Raw genomic sequence first — 12,341 nt, forward strand, 5'->3', positions numbered from 1 at the left:
AGGGTGATGGAGTTCGGAATTTCCACCGCCGCCTATGTGGTCGCGGCCGTCTTGTTCATCCTTTCGCTGGGCGGGCTTTCGGGACAGGAAAGCGCCAAGCGCGCGGTCTGGTACGGCATTGCCGCCATGGCCCTGGCTGTGGTCGCGACCTTGTTCGGTCCCGGCTCGGGCAATTGGTTCCTGTCTCTGGTCATGCTCGCCATTGGTGGCGGCATCGGCTGGGTGGTCGCCAAGCGCGTCCAGATGACCGAGATGCCGCAGCTTGTCGCCGCGATGCACAGCCTTGTCGGCCTTGCCGCCGTGCTGATCGGCTTCAACGCGCAATTTGAACTGGGCCGCGTCCTGCGCGCCAAGGCCGCAGATGCGAGCGCCGAGTTCCACGGCTTCGCCGCCGTGCTGGCGCATAAAACCCCCGCCGAGATCGCCATGCTCAAGGTCGAGGTCGCACTTGGCATCTTCATCGGTGCGGTGACCTTCACCGGCTCGATCGTGGCCTTCGGCAAGCTCGCGGGCAAGATCGACGGCAAGCCGAAGAAACTGCCGGGCGGACATATGCTGAACGCAGGCGCGGCGGCGCTGTCGGCTCTGGCGCTGGTGCTTTACTGCACGGTCGGCGCGCCGGTCCTGTGGCTGCTGATCATCACCGCCTGCGCGCTGTTCATCGGCTATCACCTGATCATGGGCATCGGCGGCGCGGACATGCCGGTCGTGGTCTCGATGCTGAACAGCTATTCGGGCTGGGCGGCGGCGGCCATCGGCTTCACCTTGGGCAACGACCTTCTGATCGTGGTCGGTGCGCTGGTGGGCTCGTCCGGTGCGATCCTGAGCTATATCATGTGCAAGGCGATGAACCGGCATTTCGTCAGTGTCATCCTTGGCGGCTTCGGTGGAGAAACCGGCCCCGCGATGGAGATCACCGGCGAGCAGATCGCGATCGATGCCGAAAGCGTGGCCGCCGCGCTGAACGATGCCGATGAGGTCATCATCGTTCCGGGCTATGGCATGGCCGTGGCGCAGGCCCAGCAATCGGTCAGCGAATTGACCCGCAAGCTGCGCGCACGGGGCAAGAATGTCCGCTTTGCGATCCATCCCGTGGCGGGCCGCCTGCCGGGGCATATGAACGTGCTCTTGGCCGAGGCCAAGGTGCCCTATGACATCGTTCTGGAAATGGACGAGATCAACGAGGACTTTCCGAATGCCGATGTCGCCATCGTCATCGGCTCGAACGACATCGTGAACCCGGCGGCGCAAGAGGACCCGAACAGCCCGATCGCCGGGATGCCGGTCCTTGAGGTCTGGAAGGCGAAGCAGGTCTTTGTCAGCAAGCGCGGGCAGGGCACCGGCTATTCCGGCATCGAGAACCCGCTTTTCTACAAGGAAAACACGCGCATGTTCTATGGCGATGCCAAGAAGTCGATCGACGCGCTTCTGCCGATGATCGAGTGATCTCGCGCCGGCGGGCCTGTCCTGCCCGCGCCTGTCACCCGCAGAAGGGATAATTGGTCAGGAGTGGTGAAGATGGCGCTCGCACACACGGCCAGTGAAATGATCAAAGGCATGTCGCCCCGGCTTCGGTCGGGGCGCTTTGTTTTCGCCACCACCACCGACCCCGATCAAGCCGCCCGGCTGATCTCCGAGGCGCTTTGCATCTATCGCGAGGCCGAGGGCCTTTCGCTGATCCTGCCGCTTGCCCTTGCCTCGCGCGAGGGGCTGGCATGCGATCTACCAATGATCTGCATCACGCTGGAGGTTTTTTCGGCGCTGCAGGGAGTGGGGCTGACGGCGGCTGTTTCGGCGGCGCTCGCCGGGCAGGGCATTCCCTGCAACATGGTTGCGGCCTATCACCATGATCATGTCTTCGTACCCGAAAGCCACAGCGGTGAGGCGATGCGCGCCCTTATCGAATTGCAGGCCGGGCAGGGCGGCGACTAGGCCCGCATCTCAGAGGGCATTGAGCATGGATTTCACGACTTCGACCGGCAAGGCGGGATGTAGCGCCAGCTTGCGGGTCTGCTTGCCTCGGCGCGGGATCAGCAGCGCGCAGCGCGTCGCCACGGCTTGCGAGCGGTCATGCGACCCGGTGACGATCGCTCCCGCGCTCCAGCGCGATTTCGGGCCGAACTTCAGGACCGATTCGATTGCGCCGGGGACGTAACCCTGAGTCTCGGATGAATCGATCACCTCATCGAGGCTAAGCGGAGACAGGAACATAGTGCCAGTTCGGATTGCCATGATTGTTGCGGCAAACTGCTATCGCGAACACCGCGCAATGCCCATCTGGCCTTTTGAACAGGTGGCTCAGGGGGCGATCAGGATCGGCGTTCCGTTCCGCACCATTGCATAGATATCCTCGACCTCCTCGTCGCGCACCGCGATACAGCCGGCCGTCCAGTCGCGGCGGGATTGCGACAGCGCGCGCCCCTCGGGCCCCTGGCCGTGGATGAAGATGTCGCCGCCCGGCCGCTGCCCCGAGGCAAAGGCATTCGCGGTATCCATCACATTGGGATAGGAGACCCCGATGGAGAGATGATAGCGGCTATTGGGATTGCGCCGGTCGATATAGTAGATCCCTTCGGGCGTCTTGCCGTCGCCTTCGAACTGCTTATGTCCGATCGGCTCGTTGCCCAGCCCGATATCATAGACCTTGATCGCCCGGTTCCCGCTAAGCAGATACATCTTGCGGTCGGATTTCTCGACCACGACCTGCGTCACGGGCGGGCCGGAATATTTCTTGAACTTGCTCGGAGCGCAGGCGGATACACCGGCGATCACTCCAAGCAGGACCAATCTGCAGATCCAGTTTCTCATCACTGTCCCCTAGGTTTCGTTTTGTCCGATTTTGCCTGCCTTGGGCCTGTGGGGCAATGCGCGGCCAATCACGAAATCCTGAGCAGCCGGAACCTGCCCCCTTGCGATGCGCGGGCGCAACGCGGATCATGCCGCCATGACGAATGATGCAGAACATCCGCTGCGCTACGCGCTGGTCAATGAGCTACACGCAAGGCCCTCGCCGCGGCTGGAAGCGCCCTGCACGGCGGTTTTCGTCGCATTCAAGGAACCGAGCGACGCCGCCAATCGCGACCGTGGCCGCGATGTGGCCCATCTGGCCGAGCTCTGCCGCCGCCACGGCGCGCCAAGTCCCGATCCGCAGGCCGGGCATTACGCCGCACAGATGGGCCGCCACAAGCTGCGTTGGGAAAGCCATACCGAGTTCGTCACCTATGCGGCCTTCGCCCGCGGCCTGCCGCCGCGGCCCTTCGATCCTTCGGTGGGCGAGGTGTTCCCGGCAGAATGGCAATTCGCCGCCCCCGGCAAGAGGGTCGCCGCGGTCATCATCCATGTCGATCTGCTGCCCGAGGAACCGCAAGATGTCCTGCCGCGGCTTTCCGAATGGTTCGCGGCGGACAGTCTGGCGGCGGTCTGGGTGCTGGACGAATCGGCGGTCGTGGCGGGGGATTTCCGCATAGATCCGGCCGGCTGGATGCGTTTTGCCGTTTTTGTCCGGCCCGGTACGGGGTCGGGCCGGATCGGGCGCATCGTCCAGCGGCTTCTTGAACTCGAAACCTATCGCTCGATGTCCATGCTGGGGCTGGGGCGTGCGCGCGAACTGACCGAACAGATGAATGCCCTTGACCCGCTGCTCAGCGATATCGTGCGCGGGATGGCCGATGAGGGGCGGCCTGCGGAGACCGTGCTGCATGAATTGCTGGCGGTCTCGACCAAGCTTGAAACCGAGGCCGTGCAGCATGGCTTCCGCTTTGGCGCGACCGCCGCCTATGAGGCGATCGTGATGGACCGCGTGGCGGCCTTGCGCGAAAGCCGCTTCATGGGAGGGCAGATGCTGACCGAATTCATGGCCCGGCGCTACGCTCCGGCCATGCGGACCGCGAAATCCGCCGAGCGTCGGCTGGGCGCGATGATCGACCGGGCCGAGCGCGCGGGCGAGCTTCTGCGCACCCGGGTCGATGTCTGGCGCGGCGCGCAGAACCAGGAAATCATGGAGCGCATGGATCGCCGGGCCGATCTGCAACTGCGGTTGCAGCATACCGTCGAGGGGCTCTCGGTCGTGGCGATCAGCTATTATGCCGTGGGGCTGGCGGGCTATGCGCTCTATCCGGTCGGGCAGGCCTTGGGGATCGACAAATCCGTGCTGATCGCGGTGCTGACACCCTTGGTTATTGCAGGGGTCTGGTTCGGCATGCGGCGGATCCGGGCAAGGCTGCATGACGGGGATTGAGACGCCTCCGCGCTCTTGCCCCCCGTGCGTGGCGGCGCGATAAAGACCGCAAACCCATCCCCCGGAGCCGCATATGAAAACTGCCCTGTCCCTGCTTGCCCTGCTGGCGCTCTGCGCTTGCAACGTCCCGCTGGTCCCCTTCGTCTGATGGACCGGCACCTCACCATGTATGGGCTGGCCCATTGCTCGACCTGCCAGAAGGCCCAGGCCGAATTGCAGGCGGCAGGTTGGGATGTCCGCTTCCGCGACGTGAAGACCGAACCGCTGGCGGCCGAGGATTGGCAGCGCATGATCCCCGAATTCGGCGAGAAAATCGTCAATCGCGCCAGCCTGACCTGGCGCGGCATGACCGAGGCCGAGCGCGCCGCCTCGCCGCTGGACATGCTGCTGGCGAAGCCCTCGCTGATGAAGCGCCCGGCCATTGTCGAGGGCGAGAACCGCCTTCTCGGTTGGACCGCGAATGTGAAACGCGCATTGGGCGTGGCGGCCTGACGGCCGCCCTTCAGGCGATATAGCGGTCGCGGCGGTGGTTGATCGCGATGACGAGGTTCAGCACCACCGCGCCCAGAAAGGACCAGGCCACGGTCTGCCAGTCGCGCAGGAGCAAGGCGCAGCCGAACAGGCAGGCGTCGAAAATCATCTGCGTCCAGCCGGCTCGGAATCCGGTCCGGTCCTGAATGTAAAGCCCCACGATCCCGATCCCGCCCAAAGACGAACCATGCCGGAACAGCGCGAGCAGCGCTGATCCGGTCATGCAGCCCAGAAGAACCGCCGCGACGGCGGGATGGACCGCGCCGAAATGCAGGCCCTTTGGCAGGACCTGGACCAGCACCGACAGGGCCGCGACGGCGGCAAAGCTCTTCAGCGTGAAATTCAGCCCGAAGCGTTTATAGCCGAGCCAGTAGAAAGGCAGGTTGACCACGAAGAAGACCGGGCCGAAGCCCCATCCCGTGGCATAGGAGATCAGGATCGCGAGGCCCGCCGTCTGGCCGGTCACGAATCCCATATGTGTCATCAGCAGGACGCCCACCGAAGCCATGAAGCTGCCATAGGCGAGCCCCTGAAGATCGTCGGTCAGACCGTGTTTCGCGTGTTTCTCTGTCATGGCCTCGCTCTGCCCAAGGCTGAGGACAGAGGCAAGGGGCTGAAAGCTCGTCTCGCGCATGTTGTGGAAATTCCTTGGCAACGCGTGCCGGGTAGGTGGAACTGGCTCCGGTCAGGCGGCAGGGGCGCGGGGCATGGGAAAGAAAGAGCCTTCCAGCCGTCAAACTCTCGACTCCGGATCTGGCCTGATGTCGGAAGAGCCCAAAACATCGCCATGGTTGTGGCGCAGGGCAGAATTTCTGGGTCAGAGGCTCGATCCCAGCGGCGGAGCGCGCCGATTTTCGCCGCAAAGATGAAGGCGGGTGAAGCCAAAGGCCCCAGCGCCCGCTTCCTCAGGGCTGTTTGCCAGGGAGCTTCACATGAGTTTCCACTTGCGGGAGGCAAGAGCCCGTGGCGCTTCTCGACATCGACATCGACATCGACATCGACATCGACATCGACATCGACATCGACATCGACATCGGCGGCGATGGCTGCGGCGATCATGTCGCGATAGCGCTCACTCAACCCGTCATGCAGGCGCTTGGGCGCATGAGCGAGCAGGTTTCGGCCCGGTGGCGTTCACGCGCTCATGCCTTTCTGACCCGTTTGGTCCCGCGATCAGCGCCTCGTTCGACTGCTCAATCGCAGACAGCACGGCATGGCCTACGTGCGCCACTCGGCGATCTTGCCAGCCTGATCCTTGATCCGAGTCGGGGGAACCGCTCGGTTTCAGTCCCGAATGTGCCGGTCAGTTGCCGATCCCTGTAGCCGGCAGTGAGCATTCGCCGGACGACATTCCGCCCGAAACGGAACCGACCAAGATGTGCAGCGCGTTCCTGTTCGACCAGCGCCGCGAGGGTGTCGCGGACGCTCGCCCGTACAGGATCGTTGGTCGGTTGCAATCTGTCGCCTGGGGCAGTGGCGCAGAATTGCCCATCCTTTTTCCGGCATTCGGGCCGTGCCTCGAAGCGGTGGCGGCTCTCGACCCTCACTCTTCTTGGGGGCTGCCGCCGCCGCTTGCTTGGGTGTCACGCCACCCCGGATTGCCCCGTTTCGTGACATGACGACCTGCGACGTTGCCTCTCGAAAGAGACAGGCTTCACGCATGCGTGATTCGTGATAATTTTCGCGCGGAGCCACCGATTGGAAGCCATCATGCCTGTGTTCCGCAATTTTCTTTTCCTGATTTCCCTTGCCCCCAGCATGGCGCTGGCCGCGCCCAGCCTTGAGCGCGGGGCCTATCTCGTCCAAGGCCCTGCCGGATGCGGCAATTGCCACACCCCGTTCGGCCCGAATGGATTCGACATGACGCGCGACCTGAGTGGCAGGCTGGTCGAGGACGGTCCCGCCGGCAAGATGATCGCGCCGAACATCACGCCGGCGAGCCGCATCAAGGATTGGAGCGATGCCGATCTTGCCCGCGCCATCCGCGAGGGGCTGCGCCCCGATGGCAGCCTGATCGGGCCGCCCATGCCCTTCACCATGTATCGCGGGCTGGGGGATGAGGATCTGGCCTCGATCGTGATGTATCTGCGCAGTGTGCCCGCCGTCGAGGGCGATCCCGGCAAGTCGGAATATCTCATTCCGCTGCCGCCAGCCTATGGCCCCCCGGTCGCGAGCGTCACGCCTCCGCCCGCGGGGGTGACAGTGGAATATGGCGCCTATCTTGCCGGGCCGGTCAGCCATTGCATGGAATGCCACACGCCGATGGGGCCGCAGGGTCCAATGGTCGATACGCGTCTGGGCGCCGGGGGCTTCGAGTTTCATGGCCCCTGGGGCGTCTCGGTCGCGGCGAATCTGACCAATGGAGCGGACGGGCTGGCCGAATATTCCGATGCCGAGATCAAGGCGATGATCATCGAGGCCAAGCGCCCGGATGGTAGCGCGATGATGCCGCCCATGCCTTATCCCTATCTCGCGAAGATGACCCCCGAGGATCTGGACGCGATCCTGCTTTATTTACGCAGCCTGCCAGCCTTGCCGGACCACCCCTGATTAAGAAGGGGGGCTCTTTGCCCCCCGCCCCCCAAGGATATTTCTCTAACGAAGATATTTAGTTCAGCGCCTTGTCTGTGATGGCATGGGTCCATGCCCCGTCCGGGGCTTTCGAGATCACCGGATCTGATCCGCCCGACAAGAGCGTATCGACCGTGCGCTTGTAATCGGCCTCATCGAGCGCGCCGGTCGAGCCAGCGGTCAGCTTGGCAATCTCTCCGGCCATGCGAGCCTGATGCGCGATGGTCTGGGCGCCGGTTTCGTCATTTTCCAGAACGATCTCGGCGGCTTCCTCGGGATGCTCCTCGGCGTATTTCCAGCCCTTCATGCTGGCGCGTACGAAGCGTGTCAGTTTGTCGGCCATGGCGGGATCGTTCAGCTTTTCTTCAAGGACATAAAGCCCGTCTTCCAGCGTGGCGACGCCCTGATCGTCATATTTGAAGGTCACGAGGTCCTCGGGTTTCAACCCGGCGTCGATGACCTGCCAATATTCGTTATAGGTCATTGTGCTGATGCAAGCGGCCTGCTTCTGCAGGATGGGATCGACATTGAAGCCCTGTTTCAGGACGGTGACGCCCTCGGGGCTGCCGTCGGTTTTGAGCCCGAGATGGTTCATCCAGCTCAGGAAGGGATATTCGTTCCCCGAGAACCAAACGCCCAGGGTCTTGCCCTTGAAATCGGTCTTGGGGTCGGCCACGCCGCTTTCCTTGAGACAGGTCAGCATCATGCCCGATTTCTTGAAGGGCTGGGCGATATTGACGATGGGCAGGCCCTTTTCGCGCGCGGCCAAGGCGGCGGGCATCCATTCGACCGTGACATCCGCGCCGCCTCCGGCCAGCACCTGCACCGGGGCAATGTCGGGCCCGCCCGGCTTGATGGTGACGTTCAGGCCCTCTTCCTCGTAGAAGCCCTTGTCCTTGGCAACGTAATAGCCGCCGAACTGGGCCTGCGTCACCCATTTCAGTTGCAGCGTCAGGTCATCCGCCGCCGAGGCAGCACCCGCCATCAGCGACATGATGCCCGCCGAGATCAGGAATTTCTTCATCACTCTCTCCACTGTTGGGGGCATTGGCCCCGGCTTATTGGCGCTGTGAGGGGTGCCAGAAGGTCACTTTTGTCTCGATCAGCGCGACAATTCCATAGAAGGCGGTCCCGGCCAGCGCCGCGACAAGGATCTCGGCCCAGACCAGCGGCATGTTGAGTTGGCCCACGGCGGTCGAGATGCGAAAGCCCATGCCTCGGGTCGGGCTGCCGAAGAACTCGGCGACGATGGCCCCGATCAGCGCCAAAGTCGTGGTGATCTTGAGGCCGTTGAACAGGAAGGGCATTGCGGCGGGCAGGCGCAGCTTGACCAGCGCCTGGGCATAGCTCGCCCCCCAAGTCGCGATCTGGTCACGTGCCAGCGCATCGGTGGCCTTGAGCCCCGCGACCATGTTCACGAGGATCGGGAAGAAGACCATGACCACGACGACCGCGGCCTTGGACTGCCAGTCGAAGCCGAACCACATGACAAGGATCGGAGCGATCCCGACGATGGGCAGCGCCGCGACGAAATTCCCGATCGGCAACAAGCCGCGCTGCAAAAAGGGCGAGCGGTCTATCGCGATGGCGGTGGCCACGGCCAGGGCGGCGCCGATCAACCAGCCCGACAGCGCGCCCTTCAGGATGGTCTGGATGAAATCCCCCCAAAGCAACGGCAGATTGGCCCCGATGGCCGTCCAGATCTGGCTGGGGGCGGGCAGGATCACGGGCGGGACCGCGAAGCTGCGACAGGCCATCTCCCACAGGATCACGATGGTTGCGCCAAAGACCAAGGGGACCAGCGCTGCAGGGATAGGGCCGCGATGCCGGGCGATCCAGCTGTTCAGGCCAAGCGCGCCGAGCCAGACCGCGATCAGGGGCAGGGCGGCACTCATCGCGCAAGGCCCATGTGCTTCAGCGTGACCCGCTCGATCCCGCCGACAATGGCGACCAAGGCGGCGGCCAAGGCGGCGGCCGTGAACAGCGCGGCCCAGATCTGGATCGTCTGGCCGTAATAGCTGCCGGAAAGCAGCCGCGCGCCCAGCCCTGCGGTCGCGCCTGCGGGCAGTTCTCCGACAATGGTGCCAACCAGAGCCGCCGCGATGGCCACCTTGAGGCTGGTGAACAGGTAGGGCAGCGCCGAGGGCAGGCGCAGCCGCCAGAACATTTGCGCGCGCGAGGCGTTCCATGAGCGCATCAGGTCCATCTGCATCCGGTCGGGCGTGCGCAGTCCCTTTACCATGCCGACCAGTACCGGGAAGAACGAGAGCCACGCCGAGATCATCGCCTTGGGCACCAGCCCCGTCACCCCCATGCTGGCAAAGACCACGATGACCATGGGCGCGATGGCAAGGATCGGGACCGTCTGGCTGGCAATGGCCCAAGGCATCACCGACAGGTCCATGACCCGGCTATGCACGATCCCCACGGCCAGCAGGATACCCGCGAGGCTGCCAATCGCGAAACCCGCCAGCGTCGCGGAAAGCGTGATGCCCGCGTGCCAGACAAGGCTGCGCTTCGAGGTGATCTTCTGCCCCGCGATCCCGTCCCAAAGCCCCTTCGCCACCTGATGCGGCGCGGGAAGGACGGGGCGTTCCTGCACCATAGTCGCATGAAGCAGCGCGGTCGGGGTCAGGTTGGTGCCAGCGCGCGCGGCCTGATCCTGCGCCCAAGGCGCGTTCAGCGCGACGGCGGCCAGATACCAGGCCAGCACGATCGCCAGCAGAACGGTCAGCACGGGCAGGGCATGTTTCATGGCCGCGCCTCAGTCATAGCTGTGCCCCTCGCGCAGGCCTTCGCGGACTTGCTGGGCGATGGCGATGAATTCCGGCGTGTCGCGGATTTCGAGCGGGCGTTCGCGCGGCAGGGTGCTTTCGATGATGCGGGTAATCCGGCCCGGACGCGGAGACATCACGACGATCTTCGTGGACAGGTAAACCGCCTCGGGGATCGAATGGGTGACGAAGCCGATGGTCTTGCCGGTCTTGGCCCAAAGCTCCAGCAGGGCGGCGTTGAGCCGGTCGCGGACGATCTCATCCAGCGCGCCGAAGGGTTCGTCCATCAAGAGAATATCCGCGTCGAAGGCCAGTGCCCGCGCGATGCTGGCGCGCTGCTGCATTCCGCCCGAAAGCTGCCAAGGAAACTTGCCGCCAAAGCCCGACAGCTCGACCAGATCCAGCACGCGGGCGATGCGTTCCTCTCGGTCCGCCTTTGGAAACCCCATAATTTCAAGCGGCAGAGAGACATTCCCCGAAATCGTGCGCCACGGGTAAAGCCCCGGAGCCTGAAAAACATAGCCGTAGGCGCGGGCGCGGCGGGCCTCATCCGCACCAAGACCGTTGACGCCGATCCGGCCCGAGGTCGGGGTCTCGAGTGCGGCGATGGTGCGCAGGAAGGTGGTCTTACCGCAGCCCGAAGGGCCGATGAAGCTGACGAAATCGCCCTTGTCGATGGTCAGATCCACGTCCTTCAATGCGTGGATCGGGCCGTCATTGGTCTGAAAGGTCAGGCTGACGCCCTGTGCTTCGATGACCGCCAATTCAGACCCCGGTGGCCGGGATGCCGGAGCGCTCGACCGGTCGGGGCGCGGTCAGTTCCTTCCAGGCTGAAAGCGCGCGGTTCACCGCCGGACGTGCGTCGCGGGGGACGAATTCGCCATGGCCCTCGTGGCTCTCGACCTTGCCCTCGGTCACGGCCACGACACCGCGGGTCAGGGTGTAGCGTGGCAGGCCCTTGACCGTGATGCCCTCGAAGACGTTGTAATCGATGGCGGATTGCTGGGTTCCGGCGCTGATGGTCTTTTCGGCCTCGGGGTCCCAAACGACCAGATCGGCATCGGCGCCGACCAGAACCGCGCCCTTTTTCGGATACATATTCAGGATCTTGGCGATATTGGTCGAGGTCACGGCGACGAATTCATTCGGCGTCAACCGCCCAGTGCCGACGCCCTGCGTCCAAAGCACCGGCATCCGATCCTCAAGCCCTCCGGTTCCGTTCGGGATCTTGGTGAAATCGCCAATGCCGAAACGCTTTTGGGTCGTGGTAAAGGCGCAATGATCGGTCGCGACGCAGGACAGGCTGCCCGATTGCAGCCCCGCCCAAAGGCTGTCCTGATGCAGCTTGTTGCGGAAGGGCGGCGACATCACCCGCCGCGCGGCATGGTCCCAATCCCGGTTGAAATACTCGCTCTCATCCAAAACCAGATGCTGGATCAGCGGCTCGCCCCAGACCCGCTTGCCCTGCTGGCGCGCACGACGGATCGCCTCATGCGAGTCCTCGCAGGAGGTATGGACCACATAAAGCGGCACGCCCGCCATGTCGGCGATCATGATGGCGCGGTTGGTGGCCTCGCCCTCGACCTGAGGTGGGCGGGAATAGGCGTGACCCTCGGGGCCTACATTTCCTTCGGCCAGCAGACGCGCCGACAATTCAGCAACGACATCACCATTCTCGGCATGGACCAAAGCCACGCCGCCCAGATCGCCGACCCGACGGAAGGACGAGAACATCTCGTCATCGTTCACCATCAAGGCGCCCTTGTAGGCCATGAAATGCTTGAAGCTGGTGATGCCGCGCTGCACCACCTCGTCCATCTCGTCGAAGACCTGCTCGCCCCACCAGGTCACCGCCATGTGGTAGGAATAGTCGCAATGCGCGCGGCCGGACTTGTTGTCCCACATCTTCAACGCGTCCAGAAGCCCCTGTTCCGGCGAGGGCAGCACGAAGTCCACCACCATCGTCGTTCCGCCCGCCAGCGCGGCCCGCGTGCCGCTCTCGAAATCATCGGCGGAATAGGTGCCCATGAAGGGCATTTCCAGATGGGTATGCGGGTCGATCCCGCCTGGCATGATGTAACAACCGGTCGCGTCCAGAACCTTGTCGCCGACCAGCCCCTCGCCGATGGCGGCGATGCGCCCATCCTCGATCAGCACATCCGCCTTATAGCTCAGATCCGCGGTGACAATGGTGCCGCCCCTGATGACCGTGCCCATGTCTCTTCCCT

At 63.9% G+C, this 12,341-nt stretch carries 13 protein-coding genes and 1 pseudogene; 5 read left to right on the forward strand and 9 right to left on the reverse strand.

What is annotated here, in order from left to right; translation table 11 throughout:
* Positions 1-6 precede the first annotated feature (6 nt).
* Together ESZ60_RS04875 and ESZ60_RS04880 are read left to right on the forward strand one after the other, a co-directional pair.
* On the forward strand, positions 7-1,446 hold the full coding sequence (locus ESZ60_RS04875) for an NAD(P)(+) transhydrogenase (Re/Si-specific) subunit beta (RefSeq protein WP_134679303.1): 1,440 nt from the start codon (positions 7-9) through the stop codon (positions 1,444-1,446).
* Positions 1,447-1,518: 72 nt separating this feature from the next.
* Positions 1,519-1,932: an ACT domain-containing protein gene (locus ESZ60_RS04880; protein ID WP_209021243.1), complete on the forward strand. Its 414-nt coding sequence runs from the start codon at positions 1,519-1,521 to the stop codon at positions 1,930-1,932.
* A 9-nt stretch (positions 1,933-1,941) separates the two neighbouring features.
* Here ESZ60_RS04880 and ESZ60_RS04885 read toward each other — a convergent pair whose 3' ends face one another.
* Entirely contained in the window at positions 1,942-2,232 is a 291-nt protein-coding gene (locus ESZ60_RS04885; RefSeq protein WP_245155579.1) for a hypothetical protein, read from the reverse strand.
* A gap of 66 nt (positions 2,233-2,298) precedes the next feature.
* Positions 2,299-2,808 (reverse strand): L,D-transpeptidase family protein, encoded by a 510-nt coding sequence (locus tag ESZ60_RS04890; protein WP_134679304.1) that lies wholly within the window; start codon positions 2,806-2,808, stop codon positions 2,299-2,301.
* Between the two features lie 136 nt (positions 2,809-2,944).
* Between ESZ60_RS04890 and ESZ60_RS04895 the strand changes: the two genes are divergently transcribed.
* Positions 2,945-4,237: a DUF3422 family protein gene (locus ESZ60_RS04895; protein ID WP_134679305.1), complete on the forward strand. Its 1,293-nt coding sequence runs from the start codon at positions 2,945-2,947 to the stop codon at positions 4,235-4,237.
* Between the two features lie 147 nt (positions 4,238-4,384).
* Positions 4,385-4,729, forward strand: a complete 345-nt coding sequence (locus ESZ60_RS04900) for an arsenate reductase family protein (protein WP_245155580.1) — start codon at positions 4,385-4,387, stop codon at positions 4,727-4,729.
* Between the two features lie 10 nt (positions 4,730-4,739).
* Here ESZ60_RS04900 and ESZ60_RS04905 read toward each other — a convergent pair whose 3' ends face one another.
* The gene (locus ESZ60_RS04905) at positions 4,740-5,342 is read right to left on the reverse strand and encodes a YitT family protein (RefSeq protein ID WP_134679306.1); all 603 of its coding nucleotides are present in this window, start codon (positions 5,340-5,342) and stop codon (positions 4,740-4,742) included.
* A gap of 101 nt (positions 5,343-5,443) precedes the next feature.
* A pseudogene (locus tag ESZ60_RS21820) lies at positions 5,444-6,225 on the reverse strand (hypothetical protein); the annotation flags it as partial.
* 253 nt (positions 6,226-6,478) lie between these two features.
* Here ESZ60_RS21820 and ESZ60_RS04915 point away from each other — a divergent pair.
* Positions 6,479-7,318 (forward strand): c-type cytochrome, encoded by an 840-nt coding sequence (locus tag ESZ60_RS04915; RefSeq protein ID WP_134679308.1) that lies wholly within the window; start codon positions 6,479-6,481, stop codon positions 7,316-7,318.
* 58 nt (positions 7,319-7,376) lie between these two features.
* Here the strand turns inward: ESZ60_RS04915 and ESZ60_RS04920 are convergent, their stop codons facing one another.
* Genes ESZ60_RS04920 through hydA form a run of 5 tightly spaced genes read right to left on the reverse strand, consistent with a single transcriptional unit; the run spans position 7,377 to position 12,330 of the window.
* Positions 7,377-8,363: an ABC transporter substrate-binding protein gene (locus tag ESZ60_RS04920; RefSeq protein WP_134679309.1), complete on the reverse strand. Its 987-nt coding sequence runs from the start codon at positions 8,361-8,363 to the stop codon at positions 7,377-7,379.
* A gap of 34 nt (positions 8,364-8,397) precedes the next feature.
* A complete protein-coding gene (locus ESZ60_RS04925; protein WP_134679310.1) occupies positions 8,398-9,234 on the reverse strand; it encodes an ABC transporter permease in 837 nt (278 codons plus the stop codon).
* Positions 9,231-10,094, reverse strand: coding sequence for an ABC transporter permease (locus tag ESZ60_RS04930; RefSeq protein ID WP_134679311.1), 864 nt, complete (start codon positions 10,092-10,094; stop codon positions 9,231-9,233). The genes ESZ60_RS04925 and ESZ60_RS04930 overlap by 4 nt, the downstream gene beginning before the upstream one ends.
* 9 nt (positions 10,095-10,103) lie before the next feature.
* Entirely contained in the window at positions 10,104-10,877 is a 774-nt protein-coding gene (locus tag ESZ60_RS04935; protein ID WP_134679312.1) for an ABC transporter ATP-binding protein, read from the reverse strand.
* A gap of 1 nt (position 10,878) precedes the next feature.
* Entirely contained in the window at positions 10,879-12,330 is a 1,452-nt protein-coding gene (hydA, locus tag ESZ60_RS04940; protein WP_134679313.1) for a dihydropyrimidinase, read from the reverse strand.
* Positions 12,331-12,341: the final 11 nt, after the last annotated feature.

Origin of the sequence: Paracoccus ravus (assembly GCF_004522175.1) — a bacterium.
GTDB lineage: Bacteria > Pseudomonadota > Alphaproteobacteria > Rhodobacterales > Rhodobacteraceae > Paracoccus > Paracoccus ravus.